Origin of the sequence: Helicobacter hepaticus ATCC 51449 (assembly GCF_000007905.1) — a bacterium.
Taxonomy (GTDB): domain Bacteria; phylum Campylobacterota; class Campylobacteria; order Campylobacterales; family Helicobacteraceae; genus Helicobacter_C; species Helicobacter_C hepaticus.
On the sequence record NC_004917.1, the window covers coordinates 875,899 to 899,528 of the forward strand.

Sequence of the window (23,630 nt, forward strand, 5' to 3'; positions counted from 1 at the left end):
TAAAATAATGGAATAGCCTTTGCTTAAGAGCCTATAACTCTTACAAAGGATTGTAAAATGCTTATAAAAAGTATAGGTATGTATCTTATTGGAATCTTAATTCTCTTTATTGCTTTATATCCACGACACAGCTTTGCCTTTGAACCTAACATTGATTTTAACGCGCCTGATTGGGTAGAAGAGAGAGAATCCGCAGATAATGACATTCCCGAATTACCCCGTGCAGGAAGCCTTTTTGGTAGCGGAGATAAACCACTTTTTTCTGATAGACGCGCAATGAAGCCCGATGACCTTATTACGATTGTTATCTCTGAAAATGCCAATGCAAATTTCACAACAAATAAAAACTACAATGGTGCAAGTGGGGGCAATGTAACGCCTCCATCCATAGAATACACAGGTAATAATGAAGAGCAAAAACAAATTGTTTCTGAACTCAATGACCAAGCGGCTTATAATCTTACCAAAGCAAATAATACTTCTAATTTTCAAGGTGGAGGAGCACAAACGCGAAGTGAAGCCCTCAATGCTACGATTACAGCAAGAATTGTCAAAGTGCTTGATAACAATACCTACTTCATACACGGACGCCGAGAAGTGCTTGTAGATGGCGAGAAACAAATCCTTGAATTAAGCGGCGTGGTGCGTTCATTTGATATTAGCAAAGATAATGTTGTGCAAAGCAAACATATCGCAAATGCCAAAATTGCCTACACTTCGCTAGGACCAATCAGTGATACAAATCATAAAAAACCTGTAAGCGATGGCATAGAATCTCTGTATCCCTTTTAGTCGGTAAGTGTGTGAGAAAAGTCGCTCTTATCCCTGCTCGTGGTGGAAGTAAAAGGATACCTGATAAAAATATCAAGCCCTTTTGTGGCAAACCTATCATTGCTTATCCTATTATTACAGCATTAGAATCTGCACTTTTTGATGAAGTCATAGTCAGCACAGATTCTACACAAATCGCACAAGTTGCGTGTGAATATGGAGCAAAAGTGCCCTTTATGCGCCCAAAAGAGCTAAGTGATGACTTTACCCCCACTGCACCTGTGGCAAAACACGCCGTAGAATCACTAAAATTACACAAAGAGGATTTGCTCTGCGTGATTTATCCCACTGCACCTTTGCTTACTCAAAAAACACTCTCTCTTGGACTAAAGGCTCTTTTAGAAAATCCGCACAAACTCTTTGCTTTTTGTGCTGTAAGCTATTATTATAATCCTTATCGGAGTTTTTGCATCAAAAATGATGAGATAGAAATGCTTTTTCCAAAGCATTATCTCACGCGCTCACAAGATTTAGAGCAAGTCTATCACGATGCGGGGCAGTGCTATTGGGGATATGTGAATGCGTGGAGAGAATCTCTGCCTATTTTTGCACCTCATTCAAGTGCAATAATTGTGCCAAGTAAAGAAGTCCAAGACATTGATACACTTGAGGATTGGGCAATGGCAGAGATGAAGTATAGACTTTTAGAAGATTCTATAAACAAGAATATAGAATCTTAAAGCTATACCAATGAACAAATATACTCAAATTGCTCTTTTGTCGTAGCAAAATATGTCCCAAAGAGTAAATTATTTTGGCTTTCATTAAATGGAGCATATTTATCTTTACCATATTTGTCTTTGTTGTTGAGTTTAAGAATCTGCTGATAATGCTCTTTATCGGTAATTGTATCCAAAGGCACACCAACTTTACGCTCAAAAGATAATATCATTTTTTGATTATTTTCAAATTTATCTTTTACTTCAAGCACTGCTTTAAAATATGTGTTTTAGCCTCATAGCACAGCACCTTATCGCCCTCCCTCATAAGCTCAAAACATACAGAATGTTTCCTTTCGCTCTCCCCCCAAAATTTCCACCATTGACATTCCTCACCATATATCTCTTTTTCATAAGGATAGTTTTCCTCCCGACATACACAAATCCAATAGCGCATAAATACTCTTTTTTAACTTACTTAAAATTGTAAGTTTCTGTGCCTTTGTCGCCTATCAACTGCACTTCCAAGATTCGACAACTTAGAGGAACAGAAAACACTACACTCTGCCCATATTTAAGAGTTAGCTTAGGCTTGCTTGAAGGGGCTGTCTTTTTCTTAGGTTTTTCCACAATTTCATCCACTATCATTGCAAATGGAGGAAGGGTAGGATAAGTTGTAGAAAAGTATTCGTCTGGCACTTCAGTTCTTTCAAATTTTACACCAAGCTGTTTGAGTTCTGCAATATTCCTTTGATAACTAGGTTTAGAGGTAAGCCCATATATTGCCCTATCTATATCATTGGATATATCCATAATAGTGCAATCATTACGAGAAGAACAAGGATTAAATAAAGATGTATTCATCCTTAGTTTCTGTAAATCATCCATTTCAAACTGATAGTCGCAATATCTATTTTTATCTCTATTGCTGTAAAAATTCGTAGGATCATCATCGCTACAAGTATCTACATTGCATAATGGGCATTTTTCTCGCATACTGAAACCAAGCACATTTTTTGGGAGAATCTTTTGCAAGTTTTCTTCTTTGAACAATTCATCTTCTAAATACTTATGCAAAGGATAGCTCCTTGATTCTTGCATTCCCTTTTCTCTAATCACATTATAATATTTCTCATATACTTTCTCTATGGCGGGACAGAAATATTCCTTATAAGCTACTTCCATCTTTTTTATATCTTCTTGTGATAGTTGAACCTCGGGAGTTCCCGATGTGCTCCACTCAGATGTTTTTGCTAATTCCCTAAAACTATAAGACCAATCTTTAGCAAGACGACATATGCCATCCTCGTCTTGCCAAAGTTTTTTATGCTTTTGTATTTTTAATTCCAATATTTCCTTTTTATATTTCTCTGCATAATCTAAATCTTTAGGTTCTCGCCATTTCATACCGATAGAAACTCCATCAATTTTCATTTGATTTTCCTGTTCTTTAGTTGGTTTAGTTTTTGCCATAATCATTGCTGCGGTCATTTGTCTTAAGTTAAAATCATTTTTGCAGTTCCCTCTATTAACACGCACATCATTAAGTGTAATATTATTGACCAATGAAGTAGCAGTTATATCCCACTCTCTACCATTTTGTCGATTTTGCTTATACTCTACCTTAAAGTTTGCAGCAAGTAAGTTTTCCACTCCAAATACAATAAAGACAAGAGTAATGTATAGTTTGTTTTTTATCATCTTATCGCACTCCCTAATATTATTTTTTAACACTTGTAAAGGCACGAGTGCCAACAAACTCACAAACGATAGTCTGTTTGCAAGACTTACAGGTCTTATTCCATTTTGATTTTGAAGTTTTCCCTTTAGGAACTGATCTTGTTTCTAGATGTGCCCCACAAGGACACTTAAATACCACATCAATATGCTCTGCCATTTTTTACTCCTTTATTTAAATTAGCTTTAAGTGCATTTATAAATACGCTACTTTTCATTTCTAAAAAGCTCTCGCATTTCATAGCCTTCACACCCTCTCTCCTTTAATAATTGGTAAGCCGCCATACTACTTGTATTCATAGAACCATTGTTTTTAATTATTTCAATGAGTTCATCATCACTTTTATCAGCCAATTTATCTTTATTATCTTGTACTGCATTTATTTTCGTCTTAGCTGCTTCAAAAGCTCTTTTACCAAGTATAAATGCACCCTTACCTATATTCTTGGCTATATCCACATTACTCATTTCATCATTAATAATATCTTGATTATTTTCATTATCAAATGCATCTATCTTATCATTCTGATATTCCATTTTTATCTCCTTGTTTCAAAATTGAAATTGCAATAATAAGATATATTTTCTTAAAAATTTATTTTTATATGAAATATTTTCGTAATTTGAAATCAAGAGAAAATTTTATTTAATTCGCCTATTACAACTTGCAAATCCATAAAAATATAAGGAAAATTATGAAATATACCCAGCAAGATAAGGCGAGAATCTTGCGTATTACTACGCGCACATTGCAGAGGTGGAAATACACAAAGCCTGAATTGTTTGCTATTATTGAAGCAGGATTTAAAATGCGCGAGAGAATCTACACGCAAGAGATGTATAATGAAGAAATACAATCACTGATTAAATCCATTGACCCGCGCACTCTTCCGCCATCTAATCTGCTGAACTCATCAAAATAACTCTAAATCCATTCTTTTACTATCCTTTTATATTTGTGTTCTTCGCTTTATGGAATCAACTTTGCTGCATAATCAAAAATTTTGGCTAAAGGGCGTAAATGCGTATTGATATATTTTGTGAGAGCGGAAGTGCATATGGATTAGGACATTTTTATCGCTGTTTAAAACTTATAGCTCTCTGTGGGCGCATTCCTCAAATAGATTCTATCACTTTACATAATCGTGGCAATTTTACTCCTCCCGCACTTGACACACTCCTGCCCCCACTGCAAATACAAATAGAATGCAAAAATTACGAGTGGCTCTCTACCCAGCCCCAAATGCTTGATATTGCCATTGTGGATAGCTATGAGGCGCAGGAATGGTTTTATCATCGCTTAAGCAATGAAGCAAAAGCGCTCATTTGCCTTGATGATACCTTTAGAGATGTATATCCACCCACAAGCTATATCCTTAATCCCGCTCCTAATGCGACATCTGTATTTCCTCAAAATAAGCAATTTTGGTGCGGAGAGGAATATTTAATCCTCCCTTTTCCCTGCGCAGATTCAAAAGCTCAATGCAGCAAATCAAGTATAAATGAATTAAAAAATATATGTGTTACTTTTGGCGGTGTGGATAAAAGCAATCTTGCTCAAGCATTTGTAGATAGTCTCTCTACAATGATTTTAACACACCCAAACCTTAAAGATAAACATTTTCATATTATCTTAGGCGGTGGATATACGCATACTCTGCATTTACCTCAATCTTTAAAAGAAGCCTCAAATCCACACATAAGCCTTTATCACAACTTAAACCCTTATGACTTTCTTTCTCAAGCACAGCAATGTGATATTGCTATAAGTGCAGGAGGTGGGAGTATGCTTGAACTCATCGCGCTTAAAATCCCAAGTATTATTATAGAATCCGCTACCAATCAGCATTTTCAAATCACACAATACGCACAAAAAAATGTCATACTCCAAGCCCAAAGCCCACAAGATACACTTAGAATCCTTGCTACACTTTTACCCAAAGATATTATACATATTCAAAATGCGCTCAAATCACTTTCTTTAGGTACAAAACTCCCTTTTGCACTCCACAATCTTATCAAGTCTTTAGCACTTCAAACCACAGAAGATTCTCACAATCAAGAGATTGAAGCAAAAGATTTTACCCAGCTCACACAAGAAGAAGCCCATCTTGTGCTTGAAATGCGTAATCACCCGCAAATTGCGCAATGGATGTATAGCGAGCGAATTTTACCTCAAACGCATTTTGATTTTCTTAAACAACTTAAAGATGATGCTTCAAGGCGATATTGGCTTTTATGTCAAGAAAATGAATATATCGGTGTAGGTTCACTCACACGCATTAATCTCGCACATAAACACGCTTTTATCGGTATCTATACTAATCCTTTTTGTGCAAAAGTCTTTAAGGGACGCACGATTCTAAACTTTTTAGAATCTCAAGCCTTTGAACATTTAGGGCTTCATACTCTCCACCTTGAAGTTCTAAGCACCAATATCAAAGCTCGCAAATTCTATGAACGAACAGGTTATATATATGAAGGCGTGTTGCATAATTTTATCGCTCAAAAAGAAAAAGATACAAGACGATATTATGATGTCATATTGATGTATAAGGAACATTTATGAGCATATCAAAACATATCGCTAAATCCCATACTCCCCTTATTATCGCCGAACTTAGTGCAAATCACAACCAAAGCCTAGAAATTGCTAAAGATTCTATTCGTGCGATTGCCGCTTGTGGCGCTGATGGCGTGAAACTACAAACTTATACGCCAGAATGCCTCACACTTCAATCAAATGAGCCACATTTTTGCATTAGTGGTGGCACACTTTGGGATAAACGCAATCTCTATGAACTTTATAAAGAAGCCCAAACTCCTTGGGAATGGCATAAAGAACTTTTTTCTCTTGCAAAAGAGTTAGGTTTGCTTATTTTTAGCTCACCTTTTTCACCTAAAGGTGTTGCATTTTTAGAATCTTTGCAATGCCCGATTTATAAAGTAGCAAGTTTTGAAGTAATGCACTATGAGCTTATAGAAGCCATTGCCAAAACAAAAAAGCCAATCATTATTTCCACAGGCGTAGCTACGCACAAAGAACTTAAAACTGCACTTGAGATTTGTCATAAATATGGCTGTAAGGATATTACCTTACTTCATTGCATAAGTGAATATCCTGCCCCATTAGAATCTGCAAATCTCCTTGCTATGCCTCAACTTGCTAAAACCTATAAAAAATACAATATCAAATATGGATTATCTGACCATACACTTGGTGCACTTTGTCCAAGTATCGCTACAAGCTTAGGAGCAAGTATGATTGAGAAGCATTTTATTCTTGACTCCTCACTTGGTGGTGTAGATAGCGCCTTTAGTATGAATAAAGATGAATTTAAAGCTATGGTAGAGCAAGTGCGCGATACCGCTTTGGCATTAGGGTGCAAAAAACCTAAAATTTCCGCAGATATACGCAAAAAAAGGCGACAATTTGCACGAAGCATTTGGGTAAGTGCAGATATTAAAAAAGGTGAAAAATTCACGCACAAAAATCTCTCTGTCGTGCGTCCTAGCGGCGGAGAACACCCACGATATTTGCATAAGATTCTAGGCAAGAGTGCCAAAGTCGCACTCAAAGCTGCACAGCCTCTCCGATTAAGTGATGTCAAATAGTTAAAGTAAAGAGATTTTAAAGTATAATGTGCTTTTATTTCTTTTTATTCATTTAAGGAGTGAGTATGCTACTTTTTACGCCCGGACCTACACCTGTGCCAGAATCCATACGCAATGCAATGAGTGAGCCTACTTTGCATCATCGCACACCAGAGTTTGAAGCAATTTTTGCTCAAGCGAGAAAGGGGCTTTTAGAGATTTTGAAAATGCCTGAAGTGCTTATGCTTGCAAGTAGTGGCACTGGTGCAATGGAAGCGTGTGTATGCACTTTTACTCAAAATAAAGTGCTAAGTATCAATAGTGGTAAATTTGGTGAACGATTTGGCAAAATAGCAAAGGCACACAAAATCCCCTATACAGAAATCATTAATGATTGGGATACGCCTGTAAGCGCGAAAAGTGTGCTTGAAGTGCTACAAAAAGAGAGTGAAATTGATTGCTTTTGTATCCAAATGTGCGAATCTGCAGGAGGATTGCGCCACCCTGTAGAAGAAATTGCTCAAGCAATTAAAGCGCATAATCCGCGTATTGTAGTTGTTGTTGATGCCATTACTGCTATGGGTGTTGAAGAAATTGATACGACATATATTGATGCACTCATTGGCGGCTCACAAAAAGCTTTTATGCTCCCACCGGGCTTAAGCATTATAGGACTTTCTCATTATGCGATAGAACTTGCAAACGAGCGGAATATAGGTTTTTATTTTAATCTCAAAACAGAGCTTAAAAATCAAGCACAAAATACGACTGCTTGGACTGCGCCTACGACAATTATCACAGGCTTGACACGATATTTTGAACTCATCAATGGCAATATGCAACAAGTTTATGCGCAAACCAAAGCGCGTTCTCTCGCTACACAAAAAGCCCTAGAATCACTCGGGCTTAAAATCTACCCAAAATCTCCTGCAATAGCGATGAATACAATTTATGATGAGGTAAATGCCGCACCTCTTAGGAAGATTCTTAAAAATGAATTTGCACTTAATGTAGCAGGTGGGCAAGATAAGCTTAAAACAAGTATTATACGCATTAATCAAATGGGACTTATCGCACTTAATGAGAGTGTGTGGGTTGTGAACGCAATAGAGCTTGCCCTAGAACGATTAAATCTTAGGAAATTTGATGGCACAGGAAATAAAGTATTTCTCACTACCTATTATGAGATATTAGATAAATAGGTCTCTAACTTCATATATGAAAATCATTGCAGTGCTTGGCTCAAGTGGAAGCGGCAAGAGTGCTCTTGCTCATCGCATAGCAATGGAGCAAAATTGTAAGATTTTTAGCCTTGATTCTCTAAGTATTTATAAATATCTTGATATTGCTTCTGCTAAACCCACACTCTTGGAGCAATCACAGGTATGTTATTATGCGCTTAATATCCTAGAGCCACATCAAAAAAGCAATGTGATGATTTTTAAAGATCTTCTGCTCCAAAGCATTGAAGATATCAAAAATAACTCTCCACACACGCCTTTGCTTATTGTAGGCGGAAGTAGCTTTTTTCTTAAAAGCATTATGGAGGGCTTAAGCCCTATGCCTCCCCTTGAAGAACACGAAGAGTGGGTAAAAAGTCTAGGAAATATAAGTATGCAATACGCACAATTAACACAAATTGATAAAACTTATGCTCAAAGTCTCTCACCCACAGATACTTACAGAATCTGCAAAGCCCTTGCGCTCTTTAAAGCCACAAATACACCTCCAAGTATATATTTTGCTACACATAAAAAAGAGTCTTTAGGCTATGACATTGAGATTTTTTGCCTTGAATGCGAACGCGATGAGTTAAGAGAGCGCATTGCTAAACGCACAAAAGCAATGATTCAAAAAGGGATTGTGGAGGAAGTGCAAAATGTATTAGAAGCTTATGGCGCACAAGCTCCTGCGTTAAACGCTATTGGCGCAAAAGAATGTGTAAATTTTTTGCAAGGCAAAGTTGCGACTTTACAACAGCTTGAAGAACAAATCTTTTTTCATACTTGCCAACTTGCCAAACGGCAGCGCACCTTTAATCGCACTCAATTTGCACAAATTACACATTTAAAGGAAAAAGCATTAGAGGCACAATTAATACAGCAAATTCATAATAATATTCTTTGATTATTCCTTTTTGCCATATCGTTCAAAGTAGGTTTTCTCAAGCTCATACAACTCATATCTTACCTTTTTAAAATCAGCACTATTGCCAAAAGTAGGAACAAGTTTAGTATATTCTTCAAGAACTCGTGCACTTTCTTGAGCACGTTTAAAATTTGCCATTACCAAATGGGCGAGATTCTCACGTTGCAATTCATCAGGCACACTTCCTTTTAACACATCGCCATTTACATTACGACAAGAAAGTAAAGATATATTTGAAGAGATTTTAATTTGATGTCGGAGATTCTTTAATGACGAAGAAAGCAAAACATCATTATGAAAGTAGCGGAGAGTATCCTCAATCACTCGGACACCCTCTTTTAAACGATTGAGGTTAGCATCAATGACTCTACCAACCTCCATTGTGTGAGCCTTAGTCGCGATTTGCTAAGCCAATGAGCGAAAGTAAGCTCACAAAAATATTATAAAAATCCAAATAAAGGTTAATAGCTGCATCTACTGGGCTAGTATATAAACCACGCACAATATTTTGCGTATCATACGCTACATACAAACTAAAAAGTATAGCTGCTGCACTTGAAATCAATACTTGAAACATAGAGCTTCCAAGAAAGAGATTTATAATTGAGCATACAACTACAACAATAAGAGCAATAAAAAGCATTTTGCCCATATTAGCTAAATCTTTTGTAGTTTTAATACCAAAAATGCTCATAACACCAAAAATAATTGTTGTCATAGCAAATGCCATTGCAACCGCACCAGCACCAGCTTTAAATGCTACCATAGCCACAAGAGGTGTGATTGTTACACCTGTGAGTGTCGTAAAAATAAAAAGCATTGCAATATTTAAGCCCGGTTTAGAACGAGAAAACATAACCCCAAAAAGTGCTGCAATTTCAGCAATAAAAATAAAAAAGCGATATTCTACTACAAATTCTAAATACATAAAACCAATCATCGCACCGATGAAAGCAAAGAATAAACTTGCACCAAAAAATTTGTAAGTCGTCTTCACAAAATTCACTAATGCACTATCACGCTCTGCTACTGCTTCATTTGCAAACTGCGCGTTGTTAGTGTAATTCCTATCATAAAGTCCCATTATTTTCTCCTTGTAATTGAAAATTGAGGTAGTATTCTACCACAATTTACTAACGAAGCAAAATTTTCTCCATTAAGGATTAACTTCGCCCTTGTCCTTTAAGCTACATCATAAAATCTAGTCTTTTAGCATTTTTTCATCTGGATAAACAAAATTCGTTTTGCGCTCAACAAAAATATGCTCCTTATCATCTATGGCAAAAGCGCGTATGATAATATCATAACTGCCTTTTTGCAAAACCTCTTCTGTGCGGAGTGTTACTACCTTTTTTTCCTTTTTGCCCGCTTTAACTTTAAATGGCGCTTTTGGCGTAATAATCTTTAATGAGTGGGCAATATCATTACCTTTGACATCAAGCACTTCAAAATACATCTCGTGGTCATTTGCATCTGTATTGTGAAAGAGCATTGTATAGTGATTATCTACGATATGGTGATTTCTCACTTCATAAAGCTCCGATGTGCGGCTGATATTAAGCAACATACCCTCTTTTGTCGTTCCCATAAAAAGGAGTAGGACAAATACAAGAGCCAAAATAATTGTATAGCCAATAGTTTTAAAACGCATCACACGCACTTTACCATTATTATCAAGTGAAGCAAAAGACTTCCACATAACAAGTGAAGGTCTGCCAAGCTTATCCATTACTTTTGCACAAGCATCGGCACATTCAAGACAATTAATACATTCAAGCTGCATACCTTTTCTAATATCAATATGCGTAGGACAAACCCTCACACAAGCCAAACAATTTGTGCATTCATTATTTGGATCTTGCTTCTTAGGTGCAATATCAAACTTCATACCTTTTGTGTCATACACTGCTCCACCGCGTTTGTAGTCATATACCGCAGTAATCGTATCATCATCAAAAAGCACACTTTGCACGCGACAATACGGACACATATAAATACAAAAATTTTCTTGTATATAAGCAATATCTAAAATAAAAAATAGTCCAAATCCAAGCCAAAATCCAAGCAATATGCGATGATTAAGCGGATCACTCATATAAGCGAAAAAATCACTCGGAGGCGTGAAGAAAAACATTAAATTTGCTGCTGCTACAAGACAAAGTGTAGCCATAATTAAAAATGCCAACACCGCCTTAATTTTATCGCCAAAAGTGCTTAAATCCATTTTTTCTTGTTTATTAGAAATCTTTTTACGCAAGCCAAAAATCTTTGTCTGCAATAAATCCCTATAAAGCACACGAAAAATTGTTTGCGGACAAGCCCAACCGCACCATATACGACCAGCAAGGGTAGTCATAAAAAAGATTCCCACAAACATAAGAATGAGCAAAAATGGCATTAAATAAAGCTCTTGCATATCAAATACCACCCCCATAAGATGTAATTGTTTATGGTCAAATGAAAGCAAAAAAAGCTGATTACCATTGATTTGAATAAAAGGAAATATCAACAAGAATAAAGTTGCTACACCATAAACAATATAGCGCTTGATTCTGTAATTTTGAGTGTTATTTTGCATCTAAAATCCTCCTTAAGTGTTTCCAGCAATTAAAAACTAAATTATAAAGTGTTTTAACTTAAAATCACTCTAACTTTTATCTTATAAAATCTAGTGTAAAATCATTTTTCAAAATTAATCCAAAGTTTTAAAGGGAATTTTATGCTTCAAACTATCAATCTTTCAATGCGCTATGCAACAAAAAAGCTTTTTGAAAATGTCAATATCAAACTTGACGCACATAAAAGATATGGGCTTATTGGCGCAAATGGTGCAGGTAAATCCACATTACTTAAGATTCTTTCGGGCATATACGAAGCGAGCAGTGGAGAGGTTGTGATTGAAAAGGGTTTAAAAATGGGCGTATTAGGGCAAGACCAATATGCTTTTGAAGAGCTAAGCTTAAAAGATGCTGTGCTTATCGGCAATCAACGCCTTTATGAAGCAATCAAGCGCAAAGAATATCTTTATGAAAATGGTGATTTAAGCGATGAGAAAGTCAATGAAGAGCTCGGCGAGTTAGAGATGATATGTGCCGAAGAAGACCCTATGTATGAATGCGATGTAATAATAGAAAAAATTTTAGAGGATTTGGGCTTTGAAAGTGCTATGCATAATGAGCTGATGAAAACACTTACAGGGGGCGATAAATTTAAGATCCTCCTCGCACAAGTGCTTTTCCCAAAACCAGATATTTTACTCCTTGATGAGCCGACAAACAACCTTGATTTACATTCCATTGCGTGGCTTGAGGAGAATCTAAAGCGACACGAGGGCACACTTGTTGTTATTAGCCACGATAGACATTTTTTAAACAGCGTTTGCACGCATATTTTAGATATGGATTTTGGCTCTGTGCGTGAATTTAGCGGTAATTATGATGATTGGTATATTGCAAGCACCCTTATTGCCAAACAACAAGAAGCTGAACGCAATAAAAAACTCAAAGAAAAAGAGGAATTAGAATCTTTCATTGCACGATTCTCTGCGAATGCAAGTAAGGCAAAACAAGCTACAAGCCGACAAAAACAGCTTGAAAAGCTTAATATTCAAACTCTAGCAGTAAGCTCAAGGCGAGACCCGAGCATTGTTTTTAAACCAAATCGCCCTATTGGCAACGAAGCCCTAGAATGTGAAAATATCTCTAAAAACTATGGGGAGCTTTGCGTATTAAAAAATGTCAGCCTTAAGATTTTGCCCGGTGATAAAATTGCTATTATTGGCGCAAATGGCGTGGGTAAAAGCACATTATGTAAGATTCTCATAGAGGAACTCAAAGCAGATAGTGGCATAATCAAATGGGGTGCAACCACGCAAAGAGGCTATTTCCCACAAAATGTAAGTGAGGAGATAAAAGGAGAGGAAAGCCTTTATGAATGGCTTAGAGGTTTTGATAAGAAAAAAGAAAGCGGCGAGATACGCAATGCACTTGGAAGAATGCTCTTTAGTGGAGAAGAGCAAGAAAAGCCCATAAATGCACTAAGTGGTGGAGAGAAGCATAGAATGGTGCTAAGCAAATTAATGCTTGAAGGAGGAAATTTCTTAGTGCTTGATGAGCCGACAAATCACTTAGATTTAGAATCCATTATTGCGCTTGGCGAGGCACTCTATAAATTTAGCGGGAATGTCATTTGCGTAAGCCACGATAGAGAACTCATTGACGCATATGCAAATAGAATCATAGAACTTGTAACAGATTCTGAAAATAAAGGAGCTAAGATTATTGATTTTCGTGGCAGTTATGAGGAATACATAGAGGGAGAAAAAAAATAATGTTTCCATTGTCTTTTGCTGTTATGAAAACTACATAAAATACTTAAGTGTGCTCTAATAAGGGTGGTGAGCCTATACATAATCAGATTTGTTAGTGATTATGGTAACATAATCGGTATTCTCATTTTTAGCTCACTCCTAGTATTCGTAGTCAAAATTCTACAATTTTACATAGATTGTTGTCTAGTAAGAGTTTAAGAAACTCATCTCGCTCTTTTACTCTAGCTTTAGCAGATTCAACTTGAACATCTATTAATTTTTTTCCTATTTCAGTAGGTTTTTCTAGGTCAGGTTTATCTATGCCTTTGCTACCTCCGAATCCGTCAGGTTTTTTTATTTCTTCAAAAAAAAGCAATATAAGGCTCTACGTAATAATCTCCAATATGAGCGCCGTTGTTATAGGAGCCTCCTGCAGACATATATATTGTTTTCTTGATCGTTTCCTTAAACTGCTCTTCTAATCGCTCACTTCTGCAATGGAGGTTTGCTATATCATATTTTGGAGGTTCAGACTCAAAGTATATGCAATCTCTGTTATAATCTCCTGCTCCATATCTTACACACTTATACTCTTCTCCATAGCCCACACTTAGAAACAATAAGAATACCCATAATGCTACTAAACTTTTCATTGATGCTCCTTGGGCGATTTTATAACAATACCTTTTTGGTATCTTAAGTAAAGATTCGGTCATATCTGTGCTCTCAATAATTATTCCTTACCCACTACCACGCCACAAAGCAACACAAAAGGCATATATTCGTCTCTGGTATAAGTATGATAGGTATCCTCTTCATTTGTGCCAATGCTTGGACTCAAATCAAGCACAGCGCAAAGCACCCCAAATTGCTTTTTGGCACCTAAAAATTCTGTAACTGTTTCTTTAAGTGAATCTAGCACATATTGAGGGGTATCTTTTAACTCTTCATCGCTAGGAAGCGAACTTTTTTTGCAATACACATTTACACTAAAAAGTGCAAGTTTAAAATCGTTCCACCCAGAAAGTCTTTTTTTCTTTTTTAGTTTCTCTATATCTTGAATCTGCTCTAACGCCTCTTTAATACACTCTTTATTACGAGCATCAAATTCCCACCTTGCTCTCTTAGCCACATTGAAATACAAATGCTTAAACTCTATCCATATATCATATTTTTGATTTTTTTCAGAACACCAAAAGTCAATTCTTCGTCTGTTTTTTAGCCTCTCTCCCAAATCCACATCTTTACAATCGGCACCATATTCACTTATTACATAGGGTGTAAGACGAGATAGCGCAATAGCAATAGTAGCCTTATTGCTTTCTTCATTATGCACAAGAGGAAAATGCTTAACATCATCTATATATGTAAGATTTATGTCAAAAACATATTGACAAAATTCATCATAAAATTTTTTCAAGCTCCTTCCACCTCCGCCACCTTTAGTAGATATGCTATCAGACTTATAATGCGTATCTATCAAGTAATATTTTGTAAGGTGCCGCATAATTAAAAAGTTTGCTTATTTCCATATTTTTATCCTTTTAAGTTTTAGAACTTGCCTTTATTTCATTAATACTTAATTAAGGCATCTTCAGGATTCATTGTCATCTCCAAAATTAAACTAATTATAGTTTATAAATACTTAAATTATAATTTTTCTATAATTTATTAATTAAAATATAAAATTTATCATAATAATAGAGAAATACAATGAAAGTTATAGAAAGAATTAACGAAATACTGAAAGAAAAAAATTTAAGCAAAAAGGAAATTGCGAACCGCTTGATTGATTTGGGTTTGCGTGCAAGCAAAACAGGTGAAACACCCACTATTTCAAGCATTTATGCCTATCTCAATGGCAATATAGAATTAAAAGCCGATATGATACCTTTTATCGCTGAAGCATTAGGTATATCCGAGCAGGAGCTATTTAGCGGCACAGATTCTCATAGAATCTTACGCAAAATCTACGCACGCAATCCGCTTTATAGCAAATATAATCATATTGTAGAACTTCTTGAATATATCTCTCCAAAATCCCTTGAAACACTTGAAAAAACACTTCTTAGCTATAAACAAAAGACATTAGAACTCAATCATATTATTGAAAAAATTAAGTAAAACAATATTTAGAGGGGTGTTAAGTTTGAAGAATCTTCATTAGATACACAAAAGATACCAAACAATGTATGAGCCAATTCTTAAAGATTTTATATTGAGCTTAAAAAAATTAGGTGGCGGAGCGGACGGGGCTCGAACCCGCGACCCCCTGCGTGACAGGCAGGTATTCTAACCAGCTGAACTACCGCTCCATACTTAAATCCATAATCTCAAACAATAATGGTGGTCGCTATAAGACTCGAACTTATGACATCCACCTTGTAAGGGTGGCGCTCTACCAACTGAGCTAAGCGACCAAAACCTGAAGCTTAAAAAGAAAGAACAAAAATAAAAGTGGTGACCCCGAGGGGACTCGAACCCCTGTAGCCACCGTGAAAGGGTGGTATCCTAACCGCTAGATGACGGGGCCACTTTTATCTTTGGTGGTGACCCGTGTTGGATTCGAACCAACGGCCCATTCCTTAAAAGGGAATTGCTCTACCAACTGAGCTAACGGGTCATCTGCTTTTCTTTTTCTTAATGCCCTCATATGCTTTGACACGAAGGAGCGACATTATAATGAGTTTGGCATAATTTGTCAAGAGTTCAGCTTACTTATTAACATCTCAAGCGCCTTAGCACAGCTTTGAGATTGCACCAAATGTCTATCGCCTCCAAAATGGCAATACTTTATCTCCGCTTGCTCACCCTTGCATTGCACGCCAATAAATACGCTTCCTACGGGCTTTTCTACACTACCACCGCTTGGACCAGCAATACCACTTGTCGCAAGTGCTACATCTGCTTTACTTTGAGAGAGAATCCCCGCGCACATCTGCCTTACTACAGGCTCACTCACTGCACCATATAGCCTAAGATTCTCTTCACTCACGCCAATCCAAGAAGATTTAATAGCATTTGCATAAGTTATCATCGCACCATCAAGCACTGCTGAAGCTCCATCAAGTGCGGTAAAGTGATAAACCAAAAGCCCGCCAGTGCAACTCTCTGCTATACCTACTTTCAATCCTTTGTTTTGGAGTAAAACAAGCGCACTTTGGGCTAAATCTGCGCATATAACTATGCTACTTTTTGTGCAATTTGACTTCATTTAGTAACTCCTCAAATACAAAATGCCTTAATATTGCCCTATATTCTTAAAAAATATGCTAATATAATAAGAATTTAACACTAACAGGAGGGCACAATGGGAAAGCAAGAAAGACAAATTGTCATTAGACCAGAGAGTGAGGGCAATATTCGGGATATTTATAAATCTAAAAATGGGCGTATGAAAGAGGACTTTTATCTTGAAGAGCTCACAAAGCTTCAAATAGAACTTCTTAAACTACAAAATTGGGTAAAAGATACAAACCAAAAAATTGTTATTATTATGGAGGGACGCGATGCAGCAGGTAAAGGCGGCACGATTAAGGCTCTTACAAGTCATATGAACCCACGAGGTTGCCGCGTAGTTGCCCTGAATAAACCAACAGAGACAGAAAAAACAGAATGGTATTTCAAACGCTATATTAGCACATTGCCAAGTGGTGGAGAAATTGTATTCTACGACAGAAGTTGGTACAATCGTGCAGGAGTAGAGAGAGTAATGGACTTTTGTACACAAGAGCAATATAAGGAATTTATCACACAAGTGTCTAATTTAGAGCAAATGCTTATAGCAAGCGGCACAATGATTTTTAAATATTTCCTTGATGTTGGACGAGATGAGCAAAAACGCCGCATTTTACGCCGCAAAACTGACCCTCTTAGAATGTGGAAACTAAGCCCCATTGATGGTAAATCTCTTGATTTATGGGAACAATACACTGAAGCATTCGAAAAAATGTTTGCTCGCACGCATACACATATCTGCCCTTGGACGATTGTCAATACTAATGATAAAAAACGCGCACGATTGAACATTGCACGTGATATTCTAAGCAAAATTGATTATGAAGGCAAAGACCAGACGGCTGTATGTCTTTTGCCAGATCCAAGCATTGTTTGGGCTTATTCACAACGTCAATCAAACGATATGGACCCCACAAAAGAAGTTCAAAAGCAACTCAAAGAAGCTAAACAAGCGGAAAAAAAGGCTAAAAAAGCTGCAAAGGAGTTAAAAGAAAAAAAGGCTAAACTTGAAAAGGTTGCACAAGAAGAAAATAAGTCTGAAAAAGTTAAGAGCGAATCCAAACCAAGCAAAGCCGCTCCTGCCAAGGCGGTAACTAAGCCTGTTAAAGCTGAAAGCAAAGCTACTTCAACGAACACTACTAAAGGTGCTTGATCTTAAATTGAGCAAATCCCTAGCGTAAAAACCTATTCTAGGCTTTTATCGCTTAAGGATAGGCAAATCTTTTCAAGCTTATATAAGGAATTTCTATGAAAAAAAGATTTTTATTGTTCTTTATAACAAGTTTTTTACAAGCAGCTCACTGGGGCTATGGCATAGATGATGGAGCAGAGAAATGGGCTTCTCTTAGTCCGGACTATGCTCTTTGCAAAACGGGTAAACGCCAATCTCCTATTAATATCACTCGCTCTCATCTTAAGCCTACCGAAAATCAACTCCGCTTTTTATATAAACATCAAGAAAAGGTAAAAAATATTATAAATAACGGACACTCTGTGCAAATTAATTTTCAAAATGGTAGTGCAGTAAGATTGAAAAACACTTATTATTCCCTTGTGCAACTCCATTTTCATAGTCCTTCTGAGACACAGATTGAGGGCAAAAATTTCCCGATGGAAATGCACATCGTGCATCAAGATAAACAGGGCAACACTCTTGTGATTGCAGCACTTTTTGAAGAGGGAAAAGAAAATCCCTCACTTCATAAAATTATTGAATCTATGCCTCAAAAAGTAAATCAAAGCAAGCCCTTTGGCACACTTAACATTAATAATATTTTGCCCAAGCAAAACGGATATTATGCCTTTGATGGGAGCTTAACCACGCCACCTTGTAACGAAAATGTCCAGTGGGTAGTATTTGTTAATCCTATTCAAATCTCCAAAAAACAAATTGAAACTTTTCAAGCAGTCCTTCACCATAATGCAAGAAATGTGCAGCCCCTTGGTGATAGGGTAATTGAAGTTGCTCCACCTCTTCCGATTACGTATTAAGATTCTCTAATGTATTTTAAAATACAATGCATTCTTAAAAAGGAGATATATGCAACTCAAAGGTAAAAATAATTTAAGTCTTGCCACACCTATATATGCAACTGATTTAGATGAAAGTTTTTGTATTATTGATATGCGTTATCCTGAAGATTATGAGATTTGTCATATCCATAATTCACATCAACTCAATAATCCTTATGACATCTATGCACTTGCCAAAAAACACCCCGATAAAAAATGTGTGCTTGTGTGCTACTCTGGGCATATGGCAAGTATTCTAGGCACAGAGCTTGTGCAAGAGGGGCTAGAGAATATATACTTTTATGACGATGAGTTTGCTACACTTGAGAATGCAAATATTCAACTCATCACTAAATAATGCTATAATCATACAATCATACCAAGAGGAAGGAATATTATGAGTTTTCTATCAAGTGTGCTTTATACGTTATCAAATATCAATATGATTTTTTATATCGTAGCATTTTTATTTGGAGGAATCCCTTTTGGATGGCTTTTGGTCAAAGTGCTCTATAAGGTGGACATTCGCGATATTGGCTCAAAAAGCATTGGTGCAACAAATGTCTATCGTGCAGTTAAGGAGATTGATGAATCTAAAGCAAAATATCTCTCTATTTTGACAATTATCCTTGATGCAACAAAGGGTCTAATTGTCGTGCTTGGGGCAAAACTTTTAGGAATGAGTTATGAGACACAATGGAGCATTGCACTTTTGGCAATTTTGGGGCATTGTTACAGCCCTTATTTAGGATTCAAAGGAGGTAAGGGTGTAGCCACAGCAATTGGCTCTGTATTGTTACTTATCCCTGTAGAGGGCATATGTGGCTTAATTATATGGGGCATTGTGGGCAAAGTCTTTAAAATTTCTTCCATTTCTTCACTTATAGGTGTGCTAGGCACGATTGGATTAACTTTTGTATTGCCCTATATCTTGCCATTGCCAGATTGCATATCTATTATTAAACAAATTAATACTCACACGCCCTTAGTGCTTATAGGATTATTTATTTTTTATACACATATACCCAATATCAAACGTCTTTTTAGCGGAGAGGAAAATAAAGTGTTATAATGGAGCAAATTACACTACACATTGAGAATCTCACCTTTGAAGCAATTATTGGAATCTTAGAGTGTGAGCGGCTTAACCCACAAAAAATCCTTGTTGAAGCACATATCACCTATACTTATCAATCGGAGCACTATCTTGATTATGTGCTTATAAGCGAGATTATCCGTCATCATCTCCAAACAAAGACTTATGAGCTTTTAGAATCTGCGCTTATTGACATTATTGATGATCTCAAAGCACAATTTAATACGATAACTTGTATCACTTTATGCATCAAAAAGCCCGATATTCTTGCTCCACTTGTCGTTGGTGCAAGTGTTACTAAGACATTTTAATGCCCTATTCTTGCTTTTTTTGTAAAAGTTTATTCAAGCGATGTTGATTTGCCTCGCTCACTTTTGCTCCTAGCTCAATAAGTTTTTGAGCGGCTTGGATTTGAGGCTTACGCTGAAAGTTTTTACCACTTAGTGCAGCATCAAGCGGTGTTTCCCCAGCTTTTAAAGCGTCAATGGGCATATCTTTTTGTGTAATGAGGTATTCTAAAAGCTCCAAATTTCCATCACGTGTAACAAAATGCAATATATTACCACCACCAAAGTCATTAAGAAACTCCTCATCAAAATACAACATAAGCTCTAAAATATTGGCATCTCCAAAAGTAACTATACCATTAGTTTGTGGATATTTAGGATTATTATAAGTTGCACCTTGGGCAAGTAGCTCCCAAAACATATCATAGCGATGATACATTGCGCTTAAATCAAGTGCGCTTACACCATTAACATCATAGATTCTATTTCCCAGCTTAAATGCTCCCGAAAAAGCATAATCATCAGACATCATTCTATCAATATTAAAGCGCGGAGATATTTTTTGTGAGAGAATATCTATATGTCCAGAATCTGCAAGAATAGCTCTAAACACTTTAGGAGAATTAAATACAATGGATACCATAAGAGGCGTAATTTCAAGTCGAGGAGAATAAGTTGTATAAAATAAAAAATACCTGCTCCACTCATTGGCATCAAGCATTTTTTTATAAGTGCTCACATCATCATTAATAATTGCTTTAAGAAATTTTTGTTCTTTTATACATTGTGAAATTGCATCTTTATTTTTATAATAGGAATTTGGCGTAATACCTTTAAGAATATCTACTTTTTGACAATTTACTTGAAGTAAAGATTTGAGACTTTCTTCAAGGCTCGGTGGATTATCTATGTTCCACTGCTTAGAAAACCACCCTCCAAAAACAAAATTACAAATACAGACGCTCATAAGAATATATCTTTTAAGCATAATATTTAACTCCATAACTTATCTTTTATCATATAATCTATAAGGCTTTAAAACTACAAAAGAGTATTATCTAACTTTTATATGAATGTGTCAAATATTATTTTGATACCCTATAAATGTGTAAATTCTCCGCATACTTTCTTCTATACCAAGCACAGCAAGAGCTTCGCATACACCAATACCACCGCTTTTACCTAGCAAAGCGCAACGCAATGTCGGCATAAGTTTGCCTATTTTTATCTGATGCTCCAAAGCAAACTGATGCAAATAAGATTCAATAATATTTGGATTATCCTCCCACGAAGCCATATTGAGATTTTTACATAACTCATTAAGCCATTGTGTCGCATTTGCATCAAGTTTTATGCGCATTTTTTCATCATAGCTACAAGGTGCATTCATTACTTCATTAAAGCCTTGTGCAAAACTCACTAATGTATTACTTCTATCCTTAAGTGCAGGATAGAGAATCTCACGCTTAGATTCTGATAACTTTGTTACCCCAAAATGTCCTAAAAGCTGCTCAAGGAGAGTATTGTCCATATATTTAATATAATGTTGATTAAGCCAAAGTAATTTATCTTCATTATACGCGCTAGGCGAGCTATTAAGTTCATTTGGATTGAAAAGCTCAAGCATCTCTTCAAGTGAAAAAATTTCTTTATCACCATAACTCCAACCAAGCCGAACAAGAAAGTTTAAAATTGCCTCTGGCAAATAACCCATTTTAGCGTAATCCATTACACCCATTGCTCCATCTCGTTTGCTTAGCTTCTTTCCTTGAGAATTAAGAATCATTGGCACGTGAAAAAATCTAGGTAGAGCAAACCCAAGCGCATTATAAATAATAATTTGCTTTGGTGTATTGCTCAAATGATCATCACCACGTATCACATCTGTAATGCCCATAAGAGCATCATCTACTGCCACAACAAAATTATAAGTAGGTGTGCCATCACTGCGCGCAATAATAAAATCATCAATTTCTTTGGCATTGATACTTATTTGTCCCTTGATACCATCTTCAAATTCTATATTACCTTCAAGTGGAGCTTTTATGCGCACCACAGGTTGGATTCCTTGCGGAGGTATGCCTGTAAAATCACGATAGCGATTATCATAACGCGGTGTTTGTTTATTTTTTTCTTGTTCCTTTCTTAATGCGTCTAACTCTTCTTTACTCATATAACAATAATACGCTTTTTTACTCTCTAAAAGCTGTTGGATATATGTTTTATACAAATCAAAACGTTGACTTTGATACACTACTTCGCCATCATAATCTAACCCCGCCCACTCAAATGATTCTATAATCGCTTTTGTTGCTTCCATAGAGTTGCGTGCTAAATCTGTATCTTCAATGCGAAGCAAAAACTTTCCTCCATTTGCTCGTGCATAGAGGTAATTAAACAATGCTGTGCGTAAGCCACCAATATGCAAATATCCTGTGGGTGAAGGTGCAAAACGTGTAACAATCTTATCCATCACAAACCCTTGAAAATAAAAAATGTTTGGGATTGTATACCAACTTAACTTAATGCCATATTTGATATTTTTTATTACAATGCAAAAGATAATGACAATGGCATATTTGCCTTAAAATCAGAATCTCGCACAAAGGAAAAATAATGTTTGCAATTACAGGAGGAGGAACAGGTGGACACTTAGCTATTGCCAAAGCACTTGCACAAGAAGCCCAAAAAAACAATCAACAATCAATTTATATTGGCTCACAGATAGGACAAGATAAAACGTGGTTTGAAGGAAGCTCACTTTTTACGCATTGTTATTTCTTAGATTCAACAGGAGTGGTGAATAAAAAGGGTTTGGGTAAAATCAAAGCTATTTTTAAACAACTTAAAGCAGCGTGGGAAGCGCGAAATATCCTTAAAAAACACAAGATTGAATATGTTATTAGTGTCGGAGGCTTTAGTGCAGGAGGAGCGAGCATAGGTGCAATTTTAAGTAATACACCCCTTTTTATCCACGAACAAAATGCCATTAAAGGCAAACTCAATGAGATTCTCACTCCCTTCGCAAAAGCTATATTTGGTAGCTTTGAGGGCAAAAGCAAAAACTTTATTCACACTTCATATCCTGTGCGTGATGAATTTTTTACCCATTCACGAGTGCGTGAAAAGCTACACCACCTCCTCTTTTTGGGTGGATCTCAAGGTGCAAAAGGAATCAATGACTTTGCTTTACAAATTGTGCCAGAATTATTAAAAAGAGGGATTACTATCGCTCATCAATGTGGAGAAAGAGACTTTGAACGTATCAAAAAAGCTTATGAGCATATTGGCATATTGGATAAGGTTGATGTTTTTGCCTTTGATAAAGAAATTGTATTGCGTTTGCAAAAGGCAGATTTGTGCATTGCGCGTTCAGGTGCTTCAAGTCTATGGGAAATGAGTGCAAATGGACTTATTGGGATATTTGTCCCCTACCCATATGCAGCAAAAGATCATCAATACTATAATGCTTTGCATTTTACCAAACAAGGATTGGGATTACTTCTTAGAGAATCGCAACTTGATATGCTACGAGTTTTTACATTTATAGAATCTTTACAAAAACAAGAAGACTCATTAAGTGAAAAATCTCATTTGCTAATGAGCAAAATACAACCTAATGGAGCAAAAGAGATTTTAGAGCATATTACATCTTTGATGTCTCATTAAAAGCAAGCTTATATTTTACCCTTTAAATAACTTGCTTTAATAAAGTTTGC

At 36.3% G+C, this 23,630-nt stretch carries 29 protein-coding genes and 4 tRNA genes; 15 read left to right on the forward strand and 18 right to left on the reverse strand.

The window, feature by feature from the left end; translation table 11 throughout:
* The first annotated feature begins 78 nt into the window (after nt 1–78).
* The gene (gene flgH / locus HH_RS04395) at nt 79–792 is read left to right on the forward strand and encodes a flagellar basal body L-ring protein FlgH (protein ID WP_193328816.1); all 714 of its coding nucleotides are present in this window, start codon (nt 79–81) and stop codon (nt 790–792) included.
* Between the two features lie 11 nt (nt 793–803).
* A complete protein-coding gene (pseF, locus tag HH_RS04400) occupies nt 804–1,511 on the forward strand; it encodes a pseudaminic acid cytidylyltransferase (RefSeq protein WP_011115740.1) in 708 nt (235 codons plus the stop codon).
* Between the two features lie 2 nt (nt 1,512–1,513).
* On the opposite strand, the gene HH_RS04405 is transcribed toward pseF, so the two are convergent.
* From HH_RS04405 to HH_RS04420, 5 genes are read right to left on the reverse strand one after another with little or no spacing between them, the layout of a single operon-like run.
* Entirely contained in the window at nt 1,514–1,723 is a 210-nt protein-coding gene (locus tag HH_RS04405; protein ID WP_148141015.1) for a hypothetical protein, read from the reverse strand.
* Between the two features lie 26 nt (nt 1,724–1,749).
* Nucleotides 1,750–1,947 carry a hypothetical protein gene (locus HH_RS04410; protein ID WP_011115742.1) on the reverse strand — a complete coding sequence of 66 codons (198 nt, stop codon included), beginning with the start codon at nt 1,945–1,947 and terminating at the stop codon, nt 1,750–1,752.
* Between the two features lie 17 nt (nt 1,948–1,964).
* On the reverse strand, nt 1,965–3,191 hold the full coding sequence (locus HH_RS04415; protein ID WP_011115743.1) for a hypothetical protein: 1,227 nt from the start codon (nt 3,189–3,191) through the stop codon (nt 1,965–1,967).
* 19 nt (nt 3,192–3,210) lie between these two features.
* Nucleotides 3,211–3,387, reverse strand: coding sequence for a hypothetical protein (locus tag HH_RS09520; protein ID WP_011115744.1), 177 nt, complete (start codon nt 3,385–3,387; stop codon nt 3,211–3,213).
* 47 nt (nt 3,388–3,434) lie between these two features.
* Nucleotides 3,435–3,764: a hypothetical protein gene (locus HH_RS04420; RefSeq protein ID WP_011115745.1), complete on the reverse strand. Its 330-nt coding sequence runs from the start codon at nt 3,762–3,764 to the stop codon at nt 3,435–3,437.
* A gap of 158 nt (nt 3,765–3,922) precedes the next feature.
* On the opposite strand from HH_RS04420, the gene HH_RS04425 reads away from it, so the two are divergent.
* From HH_RS04425 to miaA, 5 genes are all read left to right on the forward strand, one after another.
* The gene (locus tag HH_RS04425; protein ID WP_041309040.1) at nt 3,923–4,150 is read left to right on the forward strand and encodes a hypothetical protein; all 228 of its coding nucleotides are present in this window, start codon (nt 3,923–3,925) and stop codon (nt 4,148–4,150) included.
* Nucleotides 4,151–4,248: 98 nt separating this feature from the next.
* Nucleotides 4,249–5,796 (forward strand): UDP-4-amino-4,6-dideoxy-N-acetyl-beta-L-altrosamine N-acetyltransferase, encoded by a 1,548-nt coding sequence (pseH, locus tag HH_RS09890; protein WP_011115747.1) that lies wholly within the window; start codon nt 4,249–4,251, stop codon nt 5,794–5,796.
* Nucleotides 5,793–6,842: a pseudaminic acid synthase gene (gene pseI / locus HH_RS04435; protein ID WP_011115748.1), complete on the forward strand. Its 1,050-nt coding sequence runs from the start codon at nt 5,793–5,795 to the stop codon at nt 6,840–6,842. The genes pseH and pseI overlap by 4 nt, the downstream gene beginning before the upstream one ends.
* A 65-nt stretch (nt 6,843–6,907) precedes the next feature.
* Nucleotides 6,908–8,023 (forward strand): pyridoxal-phosphate-dependent aminotransferase family protein, encoded by a 1,116-nt coding sequence (locus HH_RS04440; protein ID WP_011115749.1) that lies wholly within the window; start codon nt 6,908–6,910, stop codon nt 8,021–8,023.
* 16 nt (nt 8,024–8,039) lie between these two features.
* A complete protein-coding gene (gene miaA, locus HH_RS04445) occupies nt 8,040–8,948 on the forward strand; it encodes a tRNA (adenosine(37)-N6)-dimethylallyltransferase MiaA (RefSeq protein ID WP_011115750.1) in 909 nt (302 codons plus the stop codon).
* Here miaA and HH_RS04450 read toward each other — a convergent pair whose 3' ends face one another.
* From HH_RS04450 to ccoG, 3 genes are all read right to left on the reverse strand, one after another.
* Nucleotides 8,949–9,350 carry a hypothetical protein gene (locus HH_RS04450; RefSeq protein ID WP_011115751.1) on the reverse strand — a complete coding sequence of 134 codons (402 nt, stop codon included), beginning with the start codon at nt 9,348–9,350 and terminating at the stop codon, nt 8,949–8,951.
* A gap of 10 nt (nt 9,351–9,360) precedes the next feature.
* Entirely contained in the window at nt 9,361–10,053 is a 693-nt protein-coding gene (locus HH_RS04455; RefSeq protein WP_011115752.1) for a Bax inhibitor-1/YccA family protein, read from the reverse strand.
* Nucleotides 10,054–10,170: 117 nt separating this feature from the next.
* Entirely contained in the window at nt 10,171–11,547 is a 1,377-nt protein-coding gene (gene ccoG / locus HH_RS04460) for a cytochrome c oxidase accessory protein CcoG (protein ID WP_011115753.1), read from the reverse strand.
* A gap of 141 nt (nt 11,548–11,688) precedes the next feature.
* Between ccoG and HH_RS04465 the strand changes: the two genes are divergently transcribed.
* Nucleotides 11,689–13,299: an ABC-F family ATP-binding cassette domain-containing protein gene (locus tag HH_RS04465; RefSeq protein WP_011115754.1), complete on the forward strand. Its 1,611-nt coding sequence runs from the start codon at nt 11,689–11,691 to the stop codon at nt 13,297–13,299.
* A 151-nt stretch (nt 13,300–13,450) separates the two neighbouring features.
* Here HH_RS04465 and HH_RS04470 read toward each other — a convergent pair whose 3' ends face one another.
* The 3 genes from HH_RS04470 to HH_RS04480 form a co-directional block, all read right to left on the reverse strand.
* Nucleotides 13,451–13,654: a hypothetical protein gene (locus tag HH_RS04470; RefSeq protein ID WP_011115755.1), complete on the reverse strand. Its 204-nt coding sequence runs from the start codon at nt 13,652–13,654 to the stop codon at nt 13,451–13,453.
* Nucleotides 13,641–13,931 (reverse strand): hypothetical protein, encoded by a 291-nt coding sequence (locus HH_RS04475; RefSeq protein ID WP_011115756.1) that lies wholly within the window; start codon nt 13,929–13,931, stop codon nt 13,641–13,643. Before HH_RS04475 ends, HH_RS04470 begins: the two co-directional genes overlap by 14 nt.
* A gap of 80 nt (nt 13,932–14,011) precedes the next feature.
* Nucleotides 14,012–14,785 (reverse strand): hypothetical protein, encoded by a 774-nt coding sequence (locus HH_RS04480; protein ID WP_011115757.1) that lies wholly within the window; start codon nt 14,783–14,785, stop codon nt 14,012–14,014.
* Between the two features lie 206 nt (nt 14,786–14,991).
* On the opposite strand from HH_RS04480, the gene HH_RS04485 reads away from it, so the two are divergent.
* Nucleotides 14,992–15,402, forward strand: coding sequence for a helix-turn-helix domain-containing protein (locus HH_RS04485; protein ID WP_011115758.1), 411 nt, complete (start codon nt 14,992–14,994; stop codon nt 15,400–15,402).
* Between the two features lie 114 nt (nt 15,403–15,516).
* Here HH_RS04485 and HH_RS04490 read toward each other — a convergent pair.
* The 5 genes from HH_RS04490 to HH_RS04510 form a co-directional block, all read right to left on the reverse strand.
* Nucleotides 15,517–15,593 (reverse strand) — tRNA-Asp (locus HH_RS04490).
* A gap of 29 nt (nt 15,594–15,622) precedes the next feature.
* Nucleotides 15,623–15,698, reverse strand: a tRNA-Val gene (locus tag HH_RS04495).
* A gap of 38 nt (nt 15,699–15,736) precedes the next feature.
* Nucleotides 15,737–15,811 (reverse strand) — tRNA-Glu (locus HH_RS04500).
* Nucleotides 15,812–15,825: 14 nt separating this feature from the next.
* Nucleotides 15,826–15,901, reverse strand: a tRNA-Lys gene (locus HH_RS04505).
* A 78-nt stretch (nt 15,902–15,979) separates the two neighbouring features.
* Entirely contained in the window at nt 15,980–16,492 is a 513-nt protein-coding gene (locus tag HH_RS04510) for a CinA family protein (RefSeq protein WP_011115759.1), read from the reverse strand.
* A 96-nt stretch (nt 16,493–16,588) separates the two neighbouring features.
* Here HH_RS04510 and ppk2 point away from each other — a divergent pair, with 96 nt between their 5' ends.
* The 5 genes from ppk2 to HH_RS04535 all read left to right on the forward strand — a co-directional run bounded on the left by ppk2 (nt 16,589) and on the right by HH_RS04535 (nt 19,935).
* The gene (gene ppk2, locus HH_RS04515) at nt 16,589–17,668 is read left to right on the forward strand and encodes a polyphosphate kinase 2 (protein ID WP_011115760.1); all 1,080 of its coding nucleotides are present in this window, start codon (nt 16,589–16,591) and stop codon (nt 17,666–17,668) included.
* Nucleotides 17,669–17,763: 95 nt separating this feature from the next.
* Nucleotides 17,764–18,507: a carbonic anhydrase gene (locus HH_RS04520; RefSeq protein WP_011115761.1), complete on the forward strand. Its 744-nt coding sequence runs from the start codon at nt 17,764–17,766 to the stop codon at nt 18,505–18,507.
* A 49-nt stretch (nt 18,508–18,556) separates the two neighbouring features.
* Complete coding sequence (locus tag HH_RS04525; protein ID WP_011115762.1) at nt 18,557–18,886, forward strand: rhodanese-like domain-containing protein; 330 nt, start codon at nt 18,557–18,559, stop codon at nt 18,884–18,886.
* 39 nt (nt 18,887–18,925) lie between these two features.
* Complete coding sequence (gene plsY, locus HH_RS04530; RefSeq protein WP_011115763.1) at nt 18,926–19,600, forward strand: glycerol-3-phosphate 1-O-acyltransferase PlsY; 675 nt, start codon at nt 18,926–18,928, stop codon at nt 19,598–19,600.
* The gene (locus HH_RS04535; protein WP_011115764.1) at nt 19,600–19,935 is read left to right on the forward strand and encodes a dihydroneopterin aldolase; all 336 of its coding nucleotides are present in this window, start codon (nt 19,600–19,602) and stop codon (nt 19,933–19,935) included. The genes plsY and HH_RS04535 overlap by 1 nt, the downstream gene beginning before the upstream one ends.
* Nucleotides 19,936–19,939: 4 nt before the next feature.
* Here the strand turns inward: HH_RS04535 and HH_RS04540 are convergent, their stop codons facing one another.
* Nucleotides 19,940–20,914, reverse strand: a complete 975-nt coding sequence (locus HH_RS04540) for an ankyrin repeat domain-containing protein (RefSeq protein WP_011115765.1) — start codon at nt 20,912–20,914, stop codon at nt 19,940–19,942.
* A 75-nt stretch (nt 20,915–20,989) separates the two neighbouring features.
* Complete coding sequence (gltX, locus tag HH_RS04545) at nt 20,990–22,384, reverse strand: glutamate--tRNA ligase (protein WP_011115766.1); 1,395 nt, start codon at nt 22,382–22,384, stop codon at nt 20,990–20,992.
* Nucleotides 22,385–22,524: 140 nt separating this feature from the next.
* On the opposite strand from gltX, the gene murG reads away from it, so the two are divergent.
* A complete protein-coding gene (gene murG / locus HH_RS04550) occupies nt 22,525–23,580 on the forward strand; it encodes an undecaprenyldiphospho-muramoylpentapeptide beta-N-acetylglucosaminyltransferase (protein WP_193328817.1) in 1,056 nt (351 codons plus the stop codon).
* Nucleotides 23,581–23,630: the final 50 nt, after the last annotated feature.

Bases quoted from the DNA above. Each gene is read 5' to 3' on its own strand.
- HH_RS04525 (WP_011115762.1), top strand. From the start codon at position 18,557: ATGCAACTCAAAGGTAAAAATAATTTAAGTCTTGCCACACCTATATAT.
- flgH (WP_193328816.1), top strand. From the start codon at position 79: ATGTATCTTATTGGAATCTTAATTCTCTTTATTGCTTTATATCCACGA.
- HH_RS04465 (WP_011115754.1), top strand. From the start codon at position 11,689: ATGCTTCAAACTATCAATCTTTCAATGCGCTATGCAACAAAAAAGCTT.
- HH_RS04520 (WP_011115761.1), top strand. From the start codon at position 17,764: ATGAAAAAAAGATTTTTATTGTTCTTTATAACAAGTTTTTTACAAGCA.
- HH_RS04485 (WP_011115758.1), top strand. From the start codon at position 14,992: ATGAAAGTTATAGAAAGAATTAACGAAATACTGAAAGAAAAAAATTTA.
- HH_RS04405 (WP_148141015.1), bottom strand. From the start codon at position 1,723: ATGATATTATCTTTTGAGCGTAAAGTTGGTGTGCCTTTGGATACAATT.
- ccoG (WP_011115753.1), bottom strand. From the start codon at position 11,547: ATGCAAAATAACACTCAAAATTACAGAATCAAGCGCTATATTGTTTAT.
- pseH (WP_011115747.1), top strand. From the start codon at position 4,249: ATGCGTATTGATATATTTTGTGAGAGCGGAAGTGCATATGGATTAGGA.
- HH_RS04425 (WP_041309040.1), top strand. From the start codon at position 3,923: ATGAAATATACCCAGCAAGATAAGGCGAGAATCTTGCGTATTACTACG.
- HH_RS04440 (WP_011115749.1), top strand. From the start codon at position 6,908: ATGCTACTTTTTACGCCCGGACCTACACCTGTGCCAGAATCCATACGC.
- HH_RS04450 (WP_011115751.1), bottom strand. From the start codon at position 9,350: ATGGAGGTTGGTAGAGTCATTGATGCTAACCTCAATCGTTTAAAAGAG.
- gltX (WP_011115766.1), bottom strand. From the start codon at position 22,384: ATGGATAAGATTGTTACACGTTTTGCACCTTCACCCACAGGATATTTG.
- HH_RS04540 (WP_011115765.1), bottom strand. From the start codon at position 20,914: ATGGAGTTAAATATTATGCTTAAAAGATATATTCTTATGAGCGTCTGT.
- pseI (WP_011115748.1), top strand. From the start codon at position 5,793: ATGAGCATATCAAAACATATCGCTAAATCCCATACTCCCCTTATTATC.
- miaA (WP_011115750.1), top strand. From the start codon at position 8,040: ATGAAAATCATTGCAGTGCTTGGCTCAAGTGGAAGCGGCAAGAGTGCT.
- plsY (WP_011115763.1), top strand. From the start codon at position 18,926: ATGAGTTTTCTATCAAGTGTGCTTTATACGTTATCAAATATCAATATG.
- HH_RS04420 (WP_011115745.1), bottom strand. From the start codon at position 3,764: ATGGAATATCAGAATGATAAGATAGATGCATTTGATAATGAAAATAAT.
- HH_RS04415 (WP_011115743.1), bottom strand. From the start codon at position 3,191: ATGATAAAAAACAAACTATACATTACTCTTGTCTTTATTGTATTTGGA.
- HH_RS04480 (WP_011115757.1), bottom strand. From the start codon at position 14,785: ATGCGGCACCTTACAAAATATTACTTGATAGATACGCATTATAAGTCT.
- HH_RS04410 (WP_011115742.1), bottom strand. From the start codon at position 1,947: ATGCGCTATTGGATTTGTGTATGTCGGGAGGAAAACTATCCTTATGAA.
- HH_RS04475 (WP_011115756.1), bottom strand. From the start codon at position 13,931: ATGAAAAGTTTAGTAGCATTATGGGTATTCTTATTGTTTCTAAGTGTG.
- ppk2 (WP_011115760.1), top strand. From the start codon at position 16,589: ATGGGAAAGCAAGAAAGACAAATTGTCATTAGACCAGAGAGTGAGGGC.
- HH_RS04510 (WP_011115759.1), bottom strand. From the start codon at position 16,492: ATGAAGTCAAATTGCACAAAAAGTAGCATAGTTATATGCGCAGATTTA.
- HH_RS04535 (WP_011115764.1), top strand. From the start codon at position 19,600: ATGGAGCAAATTACACTACACATTGAGAATCTCACCTTTGAAGCAATT.
- HH_RS09520 (WP_011115744.1), bottom strand. From the start codon at position 3,387: ATGGCAGAGCATATTGATGTGGTATTTAAGTGTCCTTGTGGGGCACAT.
- HH_RS04455 (WP_011115752.1), bottom strand. From the start codon at position 10,053: ATGGGACTTTATGATAGGAATTACACTAACAACGCGCAGTTTGCAAAT.